The following is an 18,071-nucleotide window of genomic DNA, read 5'->3' on the forward strand; positions in this document are numbered from 1 at the left end:
GGCGACCCCCAGGCGCGGACTTCGGTGACGGTACGGACCGGGCGCACACGAAATGCGCCCCCAAGGCTCACTCTGCCCCGCCGAACCGGGACTATGCGTCCGAAACCACCGAACTGCCGTCAAATCGTGCCATCCGGGAAACGGCCGCGAGGAGGCTCGGCCCACCTGCCCGCTCAGCCCAGCTGCTGGTTGAGCTCCTCCATGGCGCCCGTGACGATCGTCCGCATCGCCTGCTCGGCCTCCTCGGCGTGGCCCGAGCAGATCGCGTCGGCGACCTCGCGGTGCAGCCGGATCGCGTAAGGCTCCGGCTGATGGGGCATCAGATGGTACTCGGTCCGCCCGGTGAGCACCGCCCCCACGGTGTCCCCGAGGTGGGCGAACATCTCGTTGCCGGAGGCGCGCAGCACCACGGCGTGGAAGGCGATGTCGTGCCGGAGGAAGGTGGTCAGGTCGGCGTCGCGCGCGGTGACCGTCAACTCCACGGCCAGTGAGCTGAGTTCGCGCCGGTCGTCATCGGTGGCGTGGACGGCGGCGAGTGCCGCCGCGGCCGGCTCGACGGCCATCCGCAGCGAACCGAGCGAGCGCAGCTGGGCGGGCCGGTCGGCCCCGGCCAGGCGCCAGCGGATCACCATCGGATCGAAGACGTCCCAGAGCGACTTCGGCAGCACGGTGATCCCGACCCGGCGCCGGGACGCCACCATGCGCATCCCCTCCAGGATCCGCACCGCCTCGCGGACGACCGTCCGGGACACCCCGAACCGGTCCTCCAGCTCCTCGCCGCGCAGTACCGAACCCTCGGGAACCTCCCCGGATGCGATCGCCGGCCCGAGCTCGTCAAGCAGCCGCCCGGGCAGCCCCTGGATCTCCATCCGCCCAGCCTAGACGTTCGGCCCGCGGGCGACCGCGCCGCCCTGCGACCCAGCCCACACCTTAAAAGTATGACGATTTGGTTTCCGACACTTGAATACGTCATATCTTTGAGGCGATAGTGGCGGCCAGGCAACGAAGGAGCACCACCCATGGCTCTCAGCGTCGAGAACCACGACCGCCCCGCGGCCCCCCTCACCATCGTGGTGATGGGCGTCTCGGGCGTCGGCAAGACCACCCTGGCCCGCCGGCTGGCGGACCGCCTCGACCTCCCCTTCGCCGAGGCGGACGACTTCCACCCGGCGGCCAACATCGCCAAGATGTCGGCCGGCATCCCGCTGGACGACGAGGACCGCGCCCCCTGGCTGCGCGCCATCGGCGCCTGGCTCAAGGAGCGGACCGAGGACGGCGCCGGCGGCGTGGTCACCTGCTCGGCGCTGAAGCACCGCTACCGCGACACCCTGCGCGCGGCCTGCCCGGGTGCCTTCTTCCTGCACCTCAGCGGTGGCCACGAGCTGGTCGAGGGCCGGCTCAACCACCGCACCGGCCACTTCATGCCGTCGTCGCTGCTCGACTCGCAGTACGCCGCCCTGGAACCCCTGGGGGCGGACGAGCGCGGCACGGTCCTGGACGTGGGCCCGTCCCCCGAAGAACTCGTCGAGATGGCTGCGGCGCTGCTGCGGCCCGTCAATGGAGACCTCGCGTGAGAATTGCCCCCACCCTGCTGGCGGCCGCCCCACCGGCCCTGCCGCACACCGGCAGCGACTCCCAGCTGCTGGTCGCGGTGTTGCTCAGCATCGGTGCGATCGTCGTACTGATCACCAAGCTGAAGCTGCACCCGTTCCTCGCCCTCACGCTCGGCTCCGGCCTGCTGGCCGCCGTCGCGGGCGCTCCGTTCGACAAGCTGCTCAACAGCTTCTCCACGGGCTTCGGCGCCACCGTGGCCGGCGTCGGCCTGCTGATCGGCCTCGGCGCGATGCTCGGCAAGCTGCTCGCCGACTCCGGCGGCGCGAACATCATCGCGGACACCGTGCTCTCCCGTACCGGCACCAGGGCGCTGCCCTGGGCGATGGCGCTGATCGCGGCCGTGCTCGGCCTGCCGCTGTTCTTCGAGGTCGGTGTCGTCCTGCTGATCCCGATCGTGCTGCTGGTCGCCCGCCGCGGCAACGTGCCGCTGATGCGGGTCGGCATCCCGGCCCTGGCCGGTCTCTCGGTGCTGCACGGCCTGGTGCCCCCGCACCCCGGTCCGCTGGTCGCCGTCGACGCCCTGAAGGCCGACCTCGGCATCACCCTGGCCCTCGGCCTGCTGATCGCCGTCCCGACCCTGATCATCGCCGGCCCGCTGTTCGCGCGGGTCGCCGAGCGCTGGGTCGGACCGCTGGAGATCCCGGCCGCCACCGCCCCCGAGCAGACGGCCGAGCACGACCGCACCCCGTCCTTCGGTGCGGTGCTGGCAACCATCCTGCTGCCGGTCGTCCTGATGCTCGGCAAGGCGCTGGCCGACGTCGTGATCGACGACCCGAAGGCCATGGTCCAGCGGGTGTTCGACTTCATCGGCTCCCCGCTGATCGCCCTGCTCGCCGCGACCCTGCTCGGCATGCTGACCCTCGGCCGGGCGGCCGGCTTCGACAAGGCCCGGATCTCCGACACCGTCGGCAAGTCGCTCGGCCCGATCGCGGGCATCGTGTTCATCGTCGGCGCGGGCGGCGGCTTCAAGCAGACCCTGATCGACGTGGGCGTCGGCAACGCGGTGAGCGAGTGGTCGAGCAAGTGGCACATCTCGGCGCTGCTGCTGGGCTGGCTGATCGCCGTGCTGATCCGCCTGGCCACCGGCTCGGCGACGGTCGCCACGATCACCGCGGCGGGCATCGTCTCCCCGCTCGCCGCGAACCTGTCCTCGACCCACGCGGCCCTGCTGGTGCTCGCGATCGGGGCCGGCTCGCTGTTCTTCTCGCACGTCAACGACGCCGGCTTCTGGCTGGTGAAGGAGTACTTCGGGATGAGCGTCGGGCAGACGCTGAAGTCCTGGTCGGTGATGGAGACGGTGATCTCGGTCGTCGCCATAGCCCTGATCCTGCCGCTTAGCCTGATCATCTAGCGGTCCGCCGGCTCCACCGCAGCCGCAGCATCGCCGAGGGGCGGCACCCGTGACCGTACGGGTGCCGCCCCTTCGGCGTTCCTCAGCCCAGCAGGCCCGACAGCACCGCGGCCGTCGCCTCCAACAGCTCCTCCGCGGCCACCCCGCCCGCCGCCGTCCGGGCCAGCAGCCCCTCCCGGGCGGCCAGGATCACCGCCGCGGCCTGCCCGGCGCTCGCACCCGGGGGCACCAGCTCCGGCAGCGCCCGCTCCAGGACGTCGGCCAGCGCCCGGGCAACCGCCCGGTCGTGCGCGGAGACCTGCTCGGCCAGCCCCTCCGTCCGGGCGGCGACCAGGCGGAACTCCAGGAACAGCAGGATCCATCCGCTCTCCGCGGGCTCGACCCGCAGCAGCGCCCCGACCAGCAGCCGGGCCCGTTCCTGCGGAGCCAACTCCTCACAGGCGGCGGCGAGTTGCTCCAACTCGGTCATCCGCTGCGCCGCCTGGTCGTCGAAGAGCGCCAGCAGCAGGTCCTCCTTGCTGCCGAAGTTCGAGTAGAACGCGCCGCGGGTGTAGCCGGCGGCGGTGCAGACGTCCTCGATGCTCGTCCGTGCGAAGCCGACGGTGAGGAACAGCTCGCTCGCCGCGGCCAGCAGTCGGGCCCGGGTGTGGACACGGCGGCGGGGCGGTCGGGGAGCGGCGGCATCGGCGGGGGGTGGGTTCACAGGAGAACGATACATGGTGTATTCAGTACGAGTCGTATTCAATACGAGCCGTACTGAACCTGCCGTCGAACCTGTCGCACCGAACCATCCGCACCGAACCTTCCGCGCCGAACCTTCCGCGCCGAACCCGAGGGGGACCACCGCCGTGAGCCGACTGCTGATCACCAACGCCCACCTGCTCCACCCCGAGCAGGGCACCCGCACCGACCTCGGCTGGCTGGAGGCCGCCGACGGCCGGATCGCCGCCACCGGCACCGGCCGCCCGCCCGCCGCGAGCGACGGCGTCCGGGTGGTCGACGCCGCCGGCGGCACCGTGCTGCCGGGCCTGATCGACGCCCACGTCCACCTGCTGGTCACCACGCTCGACCTGCACGACGTCGCCGACTGGACCCCGGGCTACGCGACCGTCCGCGCCCTCGCCGAGGCCGAGCGCATGCTGCGCCGCGGTTTCACCACCGTCCGTGACGTCGGCGGCGCCGACCACGGCATGGCCCGTGCCCTGGCCGAGGGGCTGGCGCTCGGCCCCCGGCTGCTGCACGGCGGCAAGGCGCTGTCCCAGACCGGCGGCCACGGCGACCTGCGCCCGCTCGGCGACGATGCCCTGCCCTGTTGCGAGTCCCGGCCGAACTTCGGCCGGATCGCCGACGGCGTGGACGCGGTCCGGGCCGCCGCCCGGGACGAGTTCCGCAAGGGCGCACGCCACCTCAAGGTGCTGCTCTCCGGCGGCGTCGCGTCCCCGCACGACGAGATCGCCGCCGTCCAGTACAGCGAGGAGGAGATCCGCGCCGCGGTCGAGGAGGCGGAGAACCACAACCGCTACGTCACCGTGCACGCCTACCACCCGCGCGCGATCGACCGAGCCCTGCGGGCCGGGGTGCGCTGCGTCGAGCACGGCAACCTGCTGGACGACGCCACGATCGCCCTGCTGCTGGAGAAGGACGCCTTCCTCGTCCCGACCCTGGTCGCCTACGAGCAGACCGCCAGGCTCGGCGCCGCCTCCGGCCTGCCGCCCGCGTCCGTCGGCAAGCTCGCCGAGGTTCGCGACCGGGGCCTCGACGCCCTGGAGCGCGCCCACCGCGCGGGCGTCAACCTCGTCTACGGCAGCGACCTGCTCGGCCCGCTCCACCCCGCCCAGCTGGAGGAGTTCACGCTCCGCTCCCAGGTCCAGCCGACTGCGGACGTGCTGCGCTCGGCGACCACCACGGCGGCCCGGCTGCTCGGCATGGTGGGGGAGATCGGCACCCTCGCGCCCGGCGCCCACGCCGACCTGCTCGTCGTCGACGGCGACCCGCTGGCCGACCTCACCGTCCTCACCCGCCCGGAGCGGCACCTCAAGCACGTGGTGAAGGCCGGCGCACCGATCTGACCCCGCGCAACAGCGCCCCCGTGTAACAGCGCTCCCGCGCAACGCCGCTCCCGCACGACGGCACCCGGGCGAAACGACGGGCGGGCGCCCGGGGAAACCCCGAACGCCCGCCCGCAGTGGAACAGTCGTTACTTGCCGGCCCGCTTCGCGAGGAAGGCGTCGACCTCGTCCCGGATCTCCGGCGTGTCCAGGCCGCGCACCGTCATCGTGGTGCGGCGGCGCAGCACGTCGTCCGCCGTGTACGCCCACTCGTTGTCGGCCGCGTACGCGACCTGCGCCCAGACGTCCGGCCCGTCCTGGTGGATCGGCCGGCCGAGCTCCGGGTTCTCGTCGATCATGCGGGCGATCTCGAAGGAGAGCGTGCCGTAGTGGCTGGCCAGGTGCTTGGCGACCAGCGGCTCCATCCGCGAGCCCGGCTCACGGTCGATCAGCAGGCGGTGCGCCACCGCGTTCGGCGCGCCGACGCCCGGCAGCGGGACGGTCGGGGCGATCGGGGACATGTCCTCGCCGAGGCTGGTGCCGGGCACGTGGGCCAGCTTCTCCAGCACGGTCCGGCCGATGTGGCGGTAGGTGGTCCACTTGCCGCCGGAGACCGACAGCATGCCGCCGCGGCCCTCGGTGACGACCGTCTCGCGCTTGGCGGCGGCGGTGTCGCCCGGGCCGCCCGGCAGCACGCGCAGGCCGGCGAAGGAGTAGGTGACCAGGTCGCGGTCGAGGTGCTCGTCGCGGATCGCGTGCGCGGCCTCGCCCATGATCTGGTCGATGTCCGCGTCGGTGGCCCGGACGTCCTTCGGGTCGCCGGTGTACTCCTCGTCGGTGGTGCCGAGCAGGACGTGGTCCTCCCACGGGATGGCGAAGGAGACGCGGTACTTGTCGATCGGGATGGTCAGCGCGGCGCGCCACGGCGAGCGGCGCTTGACCACGACGTGCGCGCCCTTGGAGAGGCGGATCGACGGCGCGGCGCCGGCGTCCTCCATCTTGCGCAGGTGGTCGACCCAGGGGCCGGTGGCGTTGAGCACCAGTCGGGCGTCGATGCCGAACTCGCTGCCGTCCAGGCGGTCGCGGAGCTCGGCGCCGGTGACCCGGCCGCCGGTGAAGCGCAGCCCGGTGACCTCGGCGTGGTTGAGCACCACGGCGCCGGCGTCGACCGCGGCGCGCACGGTCATCACGGCGACGCGCGAGTCGTTCATCTGGTGGTCGCCGTAGACGGCCACCGAGCGCAGGCCCTCGGTGCGCAGCGCGGGCACCTGCTGGGCGGCGTGCGCGGCGGTGGAGACCCGGCCCATGCCGTCGCGGAAGGCGGACAGCGCCGAGTAGAGGAAGACGCCGGCGCCGAGCTTGGCGGCGCCGTGCGGGCCGCCCTTGTAGACCGGCACGAAGAAGGTCAGCGGGTTGACCAGGTGCGGGGCGACGTCGGTGGAGAGCGCGCGGCGCTCCTTGTGGTTCTCCGCGACCAGCTTGACCGCGCCGGTCTGCAGGTAGCGCAGACCGCCGTGGACGAGCTTGGAGGAGGCGCTGGAGGTGGCACCGGCGAAGTCACCGGCGTCGACCATGGCGACCTTCAGGCCGGCCTGGGACGCGGTCCAGGCGACGGCCGTGCCGAGGATGCCGCCCCCGATCACCAGCAGGTCGTAGGTGGCCTTGCCGAGCAGTTCGCGGGTCTCGGCGCGGGAGGCGGTGCGGCCGGCGGTGCGCTCGGCGCCCAGGGTCGGGATGGTTGCCATGGTGGTTGTGTACGGCGCGCGGGTCAGGCGGCGCCGTTACTCCTCTCGTGTGCGGTGCGGCCCCTTCGGGAGGGACCGGTCGGCCCGGTGCGGCGGGCCGGTGAAACGCGGAGACACCCGCTGCCTGAACAGCGGGCGGCCGGCCGGGGCACGGGGCCCCGGCCGGCTTGTCGGTCAGTTGTTCTCTTCCTCCTCCACCCAGCCCATGGTGCGCTCCACGGCCTTGAGCCACTTCTTGTACTCGCGCTCCCGGGTGGCCTCGTCCATGCGCGGGGTCCACTCGGCGGCGCGGTGCCAGTTGGCCCGCAGGGTGTCGAGGTCGTTCCAGAAGCCGACGGCGAGACCGGCCGCGTAGGCGGCGCCGAGGGCGGTGGTCTCGGCCACGTACGGGCGCTCGACCGGGGCGTCCAGGACGTCGGCGATGTTCTGCATGAGCAGGTTGTTGCTGGTCATGCCGCCGTCGACCTTGAGGGCGGTGAGCTCGACCCCGGAGTCCTTCTGCATGGCGTCGACGACCTCGCGGGTCTGCCAGGCGGTGGCCTCCAGGACGGCCCGGGCCAGGTGGCCCTTGGTGACGTACCGGGTCAGACCGGCGATCACACCGCGGGCGTCGGAGCGCCAGTACGGGGCGAACAGGCCGGAGAAGGCCGGGACGAAGTAGGCGCCGCCGTTGTCCTCGACCGTGTTGGCGAGGGTCTCGATCTCGGCGGCGGTGGAGATGATGCCGAGCTGGTCGCGCAGCCACTGGACGAGCGAGCCGGTGACGGCGATCGAGCCTTCCAGGGCGTACACCGGGGCCTGGTCGCCGATCCGGTAGCCGACGGTGGTCAGCAGGCCGTGGTACGAGTTGACGATCTTCTCGCCGGTGTTCAGCAGCAGGAAGGTGCCGGTCCCGTAGGTGGACTTGGCCTCGCCCTCGTCGAAGCAGGTCTGGCCGAACAGCGCGGCCTGCTGGTCGCCGAGCGCGGACGCGACCGGGACGCCGGCCAGGTCGCCGACGGCCTCGCCGTACACCTCGGCGGAGGAGCGGATCTCCGGCAGGACGGCCATCGGCACGCCCATCGACTCGGCGATGTCCTCGTCCCAGGCCAGGGTCTTCAGGTTCATCAGCATGGTGCGGCTGGCGTTGGTCACGTCGGTGACGTGCTTGCCGCCGTCGACACCGCCGGTGAGGTTCCAGATCACCCAGGTGTCCATGGTGCCGAACAGGATGTCGCCGGCCTCGGCGCGCTCGCGCAGGCCCTCGACGTTGTCCAGCAGCCAGCGGATCTTCGGGCCGGCGAAGTAGCTGGCCAGCGGGAGGCCGGTCTCGCGGCGGAAGCGGTCCTGGCCGACGTTGCGGCCGAGCTCGCGGCAGAGCGCCTCGGTGCGGGTGTCCTGCCACACCAGCGCGTTGTGCACCGGCTCACCGGTGTTCTTGTCCCACAGGACGGTGGTCTCGCGCTGGTTGGTGATACCGATGGCGCGGATGTCGTCCTTGGTCAGACCGGCCTTCTCCAGCGCACCGCGCACGACCGACTGCACCCGGGTCCAGATCTCGGCGGCGTCGTGCTCGACGTAGCCGGGCTGCGGGAAGATCTGGCTGTGCTCCTGCTGGTCGACGGAGACGATCCGGCCGTCGGCGCCGAAGATGATGCAGCGGCTGGAGGTGGTGCCCTGGTCGATCGCGGCGATGTAGTTACCGGTGGAGGTCATGTGGAGGGTCCTCGGCTCAGGTTCGGGGGTTACGGGGTGGGTGGGCCTGACGCGCTTCTCGGTCAGCCCCCGTGTGCGGCTGGTTCGACTCTGCCCTGTGGAGCGGGCCTCTAGTAGAGGGCGTTGTAGACGCCGCCGGCCACGAGGCCGCCGATGATCGGGCCGACGACCGGGACCCAGGCGTAGGACCAGTCGGAGCCGCCCTTGTTCGGGATCGGCAGCAGCGCGTGCACGATGCGCGGGCCGAGGTCACGGGCCGGGTTGATGGCGTAGCCGGTCGGGCCGCCGAGCGAGAGGCCGATGCTGACCACGATGATCGCGACGACGGCGGTGCCGCCGGCCCCGAGCTTGGGGCTGAGGGTGAGGATGCCCATGCAGAGCACGAAGGTGCCGATGACCTCGGTGAGCACGTTCTGGATCGGGTTCCGGATCTCGGGACCGGTCGAGAAGATGCCGAGGGTGGGCTCCTCGTTGGCCTGGAACTGGCCGAGGTAGGTGAGCCAGACCATGACGGCGCCGATCATCGCGCCGAGCATCTGGGAGCCGATGTAGAGCGGCACCTGGCTCCAGTCGCCGCTCTTGACCGCGAGCGCGAGGGTGACGGCCGGGTTGAGCTGGGCGCCGGACTTGGCGCCGGTCATGTAGGCGGCCGTGAGGACCGCGAATCCCCAGCCGAAGGTGATCGCCAGCCAGCCGGCGTTGACGGCCTTCGACTTCTTGAGGGTCACGGCGGCGCAAACGCCACCGCCGAGGAGTATCAGGGCGGCGGTGCCGAGGGTTTCGCCGACGAAGACGTCGCCGTTGGAGAACGCGGACACAAAGACTCCCTTGTCCATATGGCCCGGAGGTGCGGGTGGGGGTGGGCGGCCGGTCGATCGCTTCGCGGGTGAGCGCGCTGTGGGAGTGATCTCCCGGCCATCGTTCGACAATGTCGACCGTCATGCGGAAGCTTCCTCCCCAGGTCGGCCCCGCGTCAAGGCAGGGTTACGCAGCTGTGACCCTTGCCTCCGTCCGCCCTCCGAAGTTACCGAGCGGAGCGCCCCGAAACGGGGCAAAACGCCAAGGCGCGGACAGGCCGACCGCCCGTCCGCGCCTCAGCGTGACGAAATGAATGCGTCTCTCAGAACCGCCCGGCGCCGAGGTCGCGCGAGATCGCGCGCGCCGCGCTGCGCACCGAGGCCACCAGCGAGGGCTTCACGAAGCCGTCCTCGCAGACCCGTTCGACCGGCCCGCTGATGCACACCGCACCCACCGGGTTGCGCCGCCGGTCCTGGATCAGCGCGCCGATCGAGGCCACGCCCTCCCAGGTCTCCTCGATCGAGTCCGCCCAGCCGCGCTCGCGGATCAGCGCGCACTCGGCGTCCACGTCCGCCGCATCGGTGAGCGTGCGCACGGTGTACGACTCGTACGGCCCGTTGCCCAACTCCCCTCGCGCGACCGGGTCGTAGGCCACCAGCACCTTGCCCAGCGCGGTGCTGTGCAGCGGCTGCATCGAGCCGACCTCCAGCACTTGCCGGGTGTCGTCCGGCCGGAACACGTGGTGCACGATCAGCACGCCCTGCTGGTGCAGCACCCCCAGGTAGACCGTCTCGCCGGCCGCCCGGGCCAGGTCGTCCGCCCACACCAGGGCCCGCGCCCGCAGCTCGTGCACGTCCAGGTAGCTCTGCCCCAGCCGCAGCAGCTCGGCGCCCAGCTGGTACTTGCCGCTCTCCGGGTCCTGCTCGACGAACCCCTCCTGCTGCAGGGTGCGCAGGATGCCGTGCGCCGTGCCCTTGGCGAGGTCCAGCGCCGTCGCGACCTCGGACAGGCCCAGGCGGCGCTCACCGCCGGCCAGCAGTCGCATGATCGCGGCGGCCCGGGAAAGCGACTGGATCGGGCCGGGCATGAGAACCTCCGCGCTGACAGGTGGTCGACAATGTCGACCACAGTGGTGACGGGACGAGTCTGCCAGGCCGTACAGACTCCGTGCACCTTCCCCCTCGGTTACCCGCCCTCGGCCCGGAGCCGGCACCCGGTCCCGGGACCTAGGCTTCCACGCCGATCGACGGCCCCCGGCGCACGGCCACCTCCGCCGCGAGCGCCGCGATCCCGTCCGGCCCGACCCGGCAGCAGCCGCCCACCAGCCGGGCCCCGTCCGCGAGCCAGCCGCCCACCCGGGCCGAGCGGAACGTCGCCTCCCCGCGCCAGCCCCGGCACCCGGCGTCCCACCGCTCCCCGCTGTTGGGGTAGACCACCACCGGCTTCCCGGTCACCCCGGCGGCCACCGCCACCGCCCGGTCCGCGTCCTGCGGCGTACAGCAGTTGACGCCCACCGCCAGCACCTCGTCCACCTCCGCGGCGAGCGCGAACGCCTCCGCCAGCGGCTGTCCGGCGCGGGTCCGGTCGCCCTCGATGCTGTACGACAGCCAGGCCGGCACCCCCAGCCCGCGCACCAGCTCCAGCAGCGCCCGGGCCTCGTCCGCGTCCGGCACCGTCTCCAGCGCCAGCACGTCCGGCCGCGCCGCCGCCAGCACCTCCAGCCGGGGCCGGTGGAAGGCCACCAGCTCGGCGACGCCCAGCCCGTACCGGCCCCGGTACTCCGAACCGTCCGCCAGCACCGCCCCGTACGGGCCCACCGACGCGGCCACGAAGCGCCGCCGCCCGCCCGGCTCCGCCCGCGCCGCCTCCCGGGCCAGCTCCACGCTGCTCGCCATCAGCCGCGCCGCCTCCGCCCGGCCGATGCCGCGCCGCGCGAAGCCCTCGAAGCCGGCCTGGTAGCTCGCCGTGATGGCGACGTCCGCGCCGGCCTCGAAGTACGCCCGGTGCGCCGCCACCACCGCCGCCGGTTCGTCCGCCAGCAGCCGCGCCGACCACAGCTCGTCCGACAGGTCGTGCCCCGCCGCCGCCAACTGGTTCGACATCCCGCCGTCCAGCACCAGCGGACCGGCGGCCAGCGCCGCGGCGAAGTCCGGCGGGGGAGCAGTGGGCATGTCGGCCTCCTTCTGACACGGTCGTTGCTGGTCACAGCCTAGAAGGCGGAGGCCCCGACCGGCCGGGAAAACCATTTGCCGCCGGGGAACGCAATCGCTACGTTGTGCTCATCCCGAGAACGACGGCACCGAACAGCGAACCGAAGAGCGAATCGAACACCGAAGCGAGCGCGGAGAGGGCAGGGCGATGGCAGCGGACGACCGGCCCGGCAGCGGGCCCGCGGCCGAGCAGGAGTGGCTCGCCGCGTACGACCCGCGCGCCTACGCCCCGATCGCCGTCACCGTCGACGTCGTCGCCCTGACCCTGCGGGGCGGCCTCCTGCACGTCCTGCTCGTCGAGCGCGGCGCGCCGCCCTACCAGGGCTGCTGGGCGCTGCCCGGCGGCTTCCTGCGGGCCGGCGAGGAGGGCCTGGACGAGGCCGCAGCCCGCGAGCTCGCCGAGGAGACGGGCCTGCAGGGCGCCGCCGACGCCGAGGCCAGGCTCGGCCGCCTCCACCTGGAGCAACTCGGCACCTACGGCGCCCCCGACCGGGATCCGCGGATGCACATCGTCTCCGTCGCCTACCTCGCCTTCGCACCGGACCTCCCCGACCCCCAAGCCGGGACGGACGCCGCAGCCGCCGCCTGGCACCCCGTCCGCGACCTGGACCTCCGGCCCAGCGGCCGGTCCCGAGCCGCCGGTGCGCCCGCCGACACCCACGGGGGTGGCGTCGACGGGCGCACCGGCACCACTTCGCTCACCCTGGCCTTCGACCACGCCCGGATCCTCGCCGACGGGCTCGACCGGGTGCGCGCCAAACTCGAATACAGCCCACTGGCCACGGCCTTCCTGCCCCACGACTTCACCATCCCCGACCTCCGCGCCGTCTACGAGGCGGTCTGGGACGAGAAGCTGCACCCCGGCAACTTCCACCGCAAGGTCCTCTCCGTCCCCGGCTTCGTCGAGAGCACCGGCAGCACCACGCAGCGCGGCGGCACCCGCGGCGGCCCGCGCGCCCGCACCTATCACGCCGGCGGCGCCGGCCTGCTGCACCCCGCCCTGCTCCGCCCCACCCGCGAGCACAAGCCCGGCGAGGACCAGCCCGGCGAGGGCCCGCCGCACTGATTCACCGGACACCCCGGGATCCCCGTCGGCCACCGGGCTACCATCCGGCCATGACCACCGACGAAGCGACCCAGACCGTCCACCGGCCCTTCTCCCACTGCCACTTCTGCGGCACGCCCTACCCGCCCGACACCCGCGCCTGGCCCCGCACCTGCCCCGGCTGCGCCGAGATCAGCTACCGCAACCCGCTGCCCGTCACGGTCGCCGTCCTCCCCGTCACCAGGCCCGACGACGACCCCGCGCTGGTCGTCATCCGCCGCACCATCGAGCCCGGATACGGCGAACTCGCCTTCCCCGGCGGCTACATGGACTACGGCGAGACCTGGCAGCAGTCCTGCGTCCGGGAACTGCGCGAGGAGACCGGCATCGCGGCCGACCCCGCCGAGGTCACCCTGATCCACACCGCCTCCGACCCCAACGGCCGCTTCGTGATCCTCTGCGGCCTGCTCCCCGCCCGCCCGCTCGCCGAGCTCCCGCCCTCGCGGCCCACCGACGAGACCGACGGCTGGTACCTCGCCACCGCCGACACCGCACTGGTCTGGGACTTCCACAACAGCATCCTGCGCCGCTGGTTCAGCGGAGAGTTCACCCCCCGCTGAACCACCCGACCGCCCACCGGCCGACCCTGGCGCGACGGCCGCTCACATGGCATGGTCTGCACCGACAGCCCAACCGGACGGGTCTGCCACAAGCCCTCCCGTCCCCACCGACCGGCCGGGAGACCACCACCGTGAGCACCCCACCCCAGGACCAGCCGCTCTGGCGCCCCGCCCCCGCTCGCGCCGCCGCCACCAGCCTGGTGGCCTTCCAGGCCTGGGCCGCCGAACAGCACGGCGCCCCGGCGGCCCCGCTCGCCCCCGCCGCCGACGACCGGCAGGCCGCCGAGCGCTACGCCGACCTGCACGCCTGGTCCACCGAGGACCTCGACCGCTTCTGGACAGCGGTCACCCAGTGGTTCGACGTCCGCTTCACCCAGGCCCCCGAGGCCGTCCTCGCCGACCCGGCCATGCCCGGCGCCCGCTGGTTCCCCGGCGCCCGCCTCAACTACGCCGAGCACGCCCTGCGCGCCGCCGAGACCGGCCCCGACGGAGAGAAGGGGGCCAACGCCGACCGCCCCGCGATCCTCCACCTCGACGAGACCACCGAGCAGCCCGTCGTCCTGACCTGGGCCGAACTCCGCCGCCAGGTCGGCTCCCTCGCCGCAGCCCTGCGCGCCCACGGCATCGGCCCCGGCGACCGCGTCGGCGCCTACCTGCCCAACATCCCGCAGGCCGCCGTCGCCCTCCTCGCCACCGCCGCCGTCGGCGCGATCTGGACCAGCTGCGCCCCCGACTTCGGCGCCCGCAGCGTCCTCGACCGCCTCCAGCAGATCGAGCCCGCCGTCCTCTTCGCCATCGACGGCTACCACTACGGCGGCAAGGACCACGACCGCACCGAGGTCGTCGCCGAGCTGCGCCGCGAACTCCCGAGCCTGCGCACCGTCGTCCACGTCCCGCTGCTCGGCGGCCCCGCCCCCGAGGGCGCGCTGACCTGGGACGACCTGGTCGCCGACGACGTCGAGCCGGTCTTCGAGCCGGTCCCCTTCGACCACCCGCTCTGGGTCCTCTACTCCTCCGGCACGACCGGCCTGCCCAAGGCCATCGTCCAGAGCCAGGGCGGCATCCTGCTCGAACACCTCAAGCAGGCCGGCCTCCACCTCGACCTCGGCCCCCAGGACCGCTTCCTCTGGTACACCTCGACCGGCTGGATGATGTGGAACTTCCTGCTGGCCGGCCTCCTCGTCGGGGCCACGATCGTCACCTACGACGGCAGCCCCGGCCACCCCGACACCGGCGCCCTCTGGTCCGTCGCCGCCCGCACCGGCGCGACCGTCCTCGGCACCTCCGCCGCCTACGTGATCGCCAGCCGCAAGGCCGAACTCCACCCCGGCCGGGACCTCGACCTCTCCGCCGTGCGCTGCATCGGCACCACCGGCTCCCCGCTCCCGCCCGACGGCTTCCGCTGGATCTACGACGAGGTCAAGGAGGACGTCTGGCTCGCCTCCGTCAGCGGCGGCACCGACGTCTGCTCCTGCTTCGTCGGCGGCGTCCCCACCCTCCCGGTGTACCTCGGCGAGATCCAGGCCCCGTGCCTCGGCGCCGCCGTCGAGTCCTGGGACGTCCAGGGCAAGCCGCTCACCGACGCCGTCGGCGAACTCGTCGTCACCAAGCCCATCCCCTCGATGCCCACCGGCTTCTGGAACGACCCCGAGGGCACCCGGTACCACGACAGCTACTTCGACACCTACCCCGGCGTCTGGCGCCACGGCGACTGGATCACGGTCACCTCCCGGGGCACCGTCGTCATCCACGGCCGCTCCGACTCCACCCTCAACCGCCAGGGCGTCCGGATGGGCTCCTCGGACATCTACGAGGTGGTCGAGCGCCTCCCCGAGATCGCCGAGTCCCTGGTCATCGGCCTGGAGGAGCCCGACGGCGGCTACTGGATGCCGCTGTTCGTCGTCCTCGCCCCCGGCGCCGAACTGAACGACGACCTCATCGGCCGCATCCGCACCTCGCTGCGCACCGAACTCTCCCCGCGCCACGTCCCCGACGAGGTCATCGCCGTCCGCGGCCTCCCGCACACCCTCACCGGCAAGCGGATCGAGGTCCCGGTCAAGCGCATCCTCTCCGGCACCCCGCTGGAGCAGGCCGTCAACCCCGGCTCCGTCGACAACGTCGAGCACCTGCGCTACTTCGAGCAGCTCCGCGTCGACCGCCAGGCCTGACCTCCCCGACACACACGAGAAGGGCGCCCCCACCGCCGTGGTGGGGGCGCCCTTCTCGTGTCCGTGTGCCTGCCGTCGTGACTACTACTCGCCGGACAGCACCTGCTGCGCCGCGGCCCGCGCCTCCTCGGCGCTGTCCGCGGCCCGGGCCGCCTCGGCCGCCCGGCGGCACTGCGCCAGCGTGTACTTGGCCAGCGCGGTCCGCACGTACGGGATCGACGCCGATCCCATCGAGAGGCTGGTGACGCCCAGACCGGTCAGCACCACGGCCAGCAGCGGGTCGGAAGCCGCCTCACCGCAGACACCGCAGCTCTTGCCGCTCACCCGCGCGGCGTCGGCCGCCGAGGCGACCAGGTCCAGCAGCGCCGGCTGCCACGGGTCCTGCAGCCGCGCCAGCGCACCGACCTGGCGGTCGGCCGCGAAGGTGTACTGCGCCAGGTCGTTGGTCCCCAGCGACAGGAACTCGACCTCCTGCAGGATCGCCCGCGCCCGCAGTGCGGCCGACGGGATCTCCACCATCGCCCCGAACTTGGCCTGCAGCCCGGCCTCGCGGCACGCCGTCGCGAAGTCCTTGGCGTCCTTGCGGTCGGCCACCATCGGGGCCATCACCTCAAGGTGCACCGGCAGACCCTCGGCCGCCGTGGCCAGCGCCCGCAGCTGGGTGCGCAGCACCTCGGGGTGCTCCAGGAGGGTACGGAGACCGCGCACGCCGAGCGCCGGGTTCGGCTCGTCCACCGGGGTCAGGAAGTCCAGCGGCTTGTCCGCGCCCGCGTCGAGCACCCGGACCACGACCCGGCCCTCGGGGAAGGCCTCCAGCACCTTGCGGTACGCCTCGACCTGCTTCTCCTCGCTGGGAGCCTTCGCCGAGTCGTCCAGGAACAGGAACTCGGTACGGAACAGGCCGACGCCCTCGGCGCCGTTCTCCAGCGCGGCCCGCACGTCCGCCGGGCCACCCACGTTGGCCAGCAGCGGGACGCGGTGCCCGTCGGAGGTCTGCCCCGGGCCGGAGGAGGCGGCCAGCGCGGCCTTGCGCTCGGCGGCGACCGTCCGAAGCTCGTCCTGCTTCTCCTGCGACGGCTCCAGCAGCACATCGCCCGAACTGCCGTCCACCGCGACGACGGTGCCCTCGGCGACATCGGTGGCACCGGGCAGCGCCACGACCGCCGGCACGCCCATCGCCCGCGCCAGGATGGCGCTGTGGCTGGTCGGCCCGCCCTCCTCGGTCACGAAGCCGAGCACCAGCGTCGGGTCCAGCAGCGCGGTGTCGGCCGGCGCGAGGTCCCGCGCGAACAGCACGTACGGCTCGTCGCTGTCCGGCACACCCGGCATCGGCACCCCGAGCAGCCGGGCCACGATCCGGTTCCGCACGTCGTCCAGGTCGGCGACCCGACCGGCCAGGTACTCCCCGGCGGAGGCGAGCAATGCGCGGTAGGCGGCGAACGCGTCGTACACGCCGCGCTCGGCACTGCTGCCGACGGCGATCCGGCGGGACACGTCGGCCATCAGCTCCGGGTCCTGCGCCATCAGCGCCTGGGCCTCCAGAACGGCCTGCGCCTCGCCGCCCGCCAGGTTGCCGCGCGCGATCAGGTCGGCGGCGACCGCTTCCACGGCGGCCTGGGCCCGCGCCTGCTCCCGCGGGGCGTCCTCGGTCGGGATCTGGGTGGCCGGGGGCTCCAGCACTGCCGTCCCCATGTGCCGCACCTGGCCGATCGCGACCCCGTGGCTGACACCCACGCCGCGCAGTGTCTTCTCCATCTACCTGTCTCCGCTGAGATGAGCGGCCCCGCCGGGAACCGCTGAGTGCCGGGCCGCCCCGTCACTTCCTGCGGGGCGGGTGTGTGTCCGTGGTCGAGAGGTCAGCTCCAGCTGAACAGGGCGTCGCCGGAGTCGGCCTCGCCGTCCTCCCGCAGGCCGCCGAGCGAGTCCGGAGCGGCCTCCAGCGCGACGATCGGCGAGATCGGCGACTTGCCGGCGGCCTCCACGGCGGCCGGGTCCCACTTGATGACGGCCTGGCCGCGGGTCACCGTGTCGCCCTTGTTGACGAGCAGTTCGAAGCCCTCGCCGTTGAGCTGGACGGTGTCGATCCCGAGGTGGGTCAGCACCCCGTGGCCCTCGGCGTCCACGACGACGAAGGCGTGCGGGTGCATGGAGACGACGACCCCGTCCACCGGCGCGACCGCCTCGGTGGGCCGACGAACCGGGTCGATCGCCGTACCGGGACCGACCATCGCGCCCGAGAACACCGGGTCGGGCACGCCGGCGAGCCCGACGACCCGGCCGGTCAGCGGCGACGTCACAGTGGTCATGGTTGTGCCTCCCAAGTGCGCAGTACAGCGAGCGGCCGCGAGGAGCGGCACGACGATCAGCTGAAGCCTAAATCATGTCAACTTCGGACATCTGTCAACATTCCAGGGCGAACAACCCGCCCTCCGCCCACCTGCCGGCCGGCGTCCCGCCGGCCCACGAGTGGTCTAGTCCTCTCGGCCGATGCGCCGCACTCTACAGGCATCTTGGCGAATCGGGACCATTGCTGTATATGCTCGCGAGAGCAACAAATCATGCCGCCATACGGGTGACGCCGGGCGCGCCTCGATTCGCGCTGCGGTCACCGACCCGCTATGGTTGGTCGAGTCGCCGCAACTCGGCGGTTAACGCCAGATTTCAGATGCGAAAAGCTCCGGTAAACGGAGCGGAAAACATCTGGTAAGCTGGAAACACGAAAGAACGAAGCCCGGAGGGTCCGCTGGAAGGCGGTCCGAAGGAAGCGTCCGTTCCTT

15 protein-coding genes are annotated in these 18,071 nt (G+C 72.7%); 6 read left to right on the forward strand and 9 right to left on the reverse strand.

All coding sequences use genetic code 11. The features are described from left to right. Positions 1–173 precede the first annotated feature (173 nt). Positions 174–869 (reverse strand): FadR/GntR family transcriptional regulator, encoded by a 696-nt coding sequence (locus ABTY56_RS32215; RefSeq protein WP_350632898.1) that lies wholly within the window; start codon positions 867–869, stop codon positions 174–176. 150 nt (positions 870–1,019) lie between these two features. Here ABTY56_RS32215 and ABTY56_RS32220 point away from each other — a divergent pair, with 150 nt between their 5' ends. Both ABTY56_RS32220 and ABTY56_RS32225 read left to right on the forward strand, forming a co-directional pair. Then, on the forward strand, positions 1,020–1,574 hold the full coding sequence (locus tag ABTY56_RS32220) for a gluconokinase (protein ID WP_350632899.1): 555 nt from the start codon (positions 1,020–1,022) through the stop codon (positions 1,572–1,574). 2 nt (positions 1,575–1,576) lie between these two features. After that, positions 1,577–2,965, forward strand: coding sequence for a GntT/GntP/DsdX family permease (locus ABTY56_RS32225; protein WP_350632917.1), 1,389 nt, complete (start codon positions 1,577–1,579; stop codon positions 2,963–2,965). Positions 2,966–3,047: 82 nt separating this feature from the next. Here ABTY56_RS32225 and ABTY56_RS32230 read toward each other — a convergent pair whose 3' ends face one another. Beyond that, complete coding sequence (locus ABTY56_RS32230) at positions 3,048–3,668, reverse strand: TetR/AcrR family transcriptional regulator (RefSeq protein WP_350632900.1); 621 nt, start codon at positions 3,666–3,668, stop codon at positions 3,048–3,050. Positions 3,669–3,813: 145 nt separating this feature from the next. Between ABTY56_RS32230 and ABTY56_RS32235 the strand changes: the two genes are divergently transcribed. Then, on the forward strand, positions 3,814–5,034 hold the full coding sequence (locus tag ABTY56_RS32235; protein ID WP_350632901.1) for a metal-dependent hydrolase family protein: 1,221 nt from the start codon (positions 3,814–3,816) through the stop codon (positions 5,032–5,034). Positions 5,035–5,162: 128 nt separating this feature from the next. On the opposite strand, the gene ABTY56_RS32240 is transcribed toward ABTY56_RS32235, so the two are convergent. The 5 genes from ABTY56_RS32240 to mmuM all read right to left on the reverse strand — a co-directional run bounded on the left by ABTY56_RS32240 (position 5,163) and on the right by mmuM (position 11,422). Next, a complete protein-coding gene (locus ABTY56_RS32240) occupies positions 5,163–6,758 on the reverse strand; it encodes a glycerol-3-phosphate dehydrogenase/oxidase (protein WP_350632902.1) in 1,596 nt (531 codons plus the stop codon). A 174-nt stretch (positions 6,759–6,932) separates the two neighbouring features. Continuing rightward, positions 6,933–8,453, reverse strand: coding sequence for a glycerol kinase GlpK (gene glpK / locus ABTY56_RS32245; RefSeq protein ID WP_350632903.1), 1,521 nt, complete (start codon positions 8,451–8,453; stop codon positions 6,933–6,935). Between the two features lie 110 nt (positions 8,454–8,563). Then, on the reverse strand, positions 8,564–9,289 hold the full coding sequence (locus ABTY56_RS32250) for an MIP/aquaporin family protein (RefSeq protein ID WP_502893230.1): 726 nt from the start codon (positions 9,287–9,289) through the stop codon (positions 8,564–8,566). Positions 9,290–9,573: 284 nt separating this feature from the next. Beyond that, complete coding sequence (locus ABTY56_RS32255; protein ID WP_350632905.1) at positions 9,574–10,338, reverse strand: IclR family transcriptional regulator; 765 nt, start codon at positions 10,336–10,338, stop codon at positions 9,574–9,576. A gap of 139 nt (positions 10,339–10,477) precedes the next feature. Beyond that, complete coding sequence (mmuM, locus tag ABTY56_RS32260) at positions 10,478–11,422, reverse strand: homocysteine S-methyltransferase (protein WP_350632906.1); 945 nt, start codon at positions 11,420–11,422, stop codon at positions 10,478–10,480. Positions 11,423–11,609: 187 nt separating this feature from the next. On the opposite strand from mmuM, the gene ABTY56_RS32265 reads away from it, so the two are divergent. The 3 genes from ABTY56_RS32265 to ABTY56_RS32275 all read left to right on the forward strand — a co-directional run bounded on the left by ABTY56_RS32265 (position 11,610) and on the right by ABTY56_RS32275 (position 15,294). Further along, positions 11,610–12,527 (forward strand): NUDIX hydrolase, encoded by a 918-nt coding sequence (locus ABTY56_RS32265; RefSeq protein ID WP_350632907.1) that lies wholly within the window; start codon positions 11,610–11,612, stop codon positions 12,525–12,527. Between the two features lie 50 nt (positions 12,528–12,577). Then, positions 12,578–13,126 (forward strand): NUDIX domain-containing protein, encoded by a 549-nt coding sequence (locus ABTY56_RS32270; protein WP_350632908.1) that lies wholly within the window; start codon positions 12,578–12,580, stop codon positions 13,124–13,126. A 131-nt stretch (positions 13,127–13,257) separates the two neighbouring features. Beyond that, positions 13,258–15,294, forward strand: coding sequence for an acetoacetate--CoA ligase (locus ABTY56_RS32275; RefSeq protein ID WP_350632909.1), 2,037 nt, complete (start codon positions 13,258–13,260; stop codon positions 15,292–15,294). Between the two features lie 84 nt (positions 15,295–15,378). On the opposite strand, the gene ptsP is transcribed toward ABTY56_RS32275, so the two are convergent. Together ptsP and ABTY56_RS32285 are read right to left on the reverse strand one after the other, a co-directional pair. Further along, the gene (ptsP, locus tag ABTY56_RS32280) at positions 15,379–17,049 is read right to left on the reverse strand and encodes a phosphoenolpyruvate--protein phosphotransferase (protein WP_350632910.1); all 1,671 of its coding nucleotides are present in this window, start codon (positions 17,047–17,049) and stop codon (positions 15,379–15,381) included. Positions 17,050–17,150: 101 nt separating this feature from the next. After that, positions 17,151–17,600, reverse strand: a complete 450-nt coding sequence (locus tag ABTY56_RS32285) for a PTS sugar transporter subunit IIA (RefSeq protein WP_350632911.1) — start codon at positions 17,598–17,600, stop codon at positions 17,151–17,153. Positions 17,601–18,071 lie beyond the last annotated feature (471 nt).

It is taken from the genome of Kitasatospora sp. NPDC097691 (genome assembly GCF_040302665.1).
Lineage (GTDB): Bacteria > Actinomycetota > Actinomycetes > Streptomycetales > Streptomycetaceae > Kitasatospora.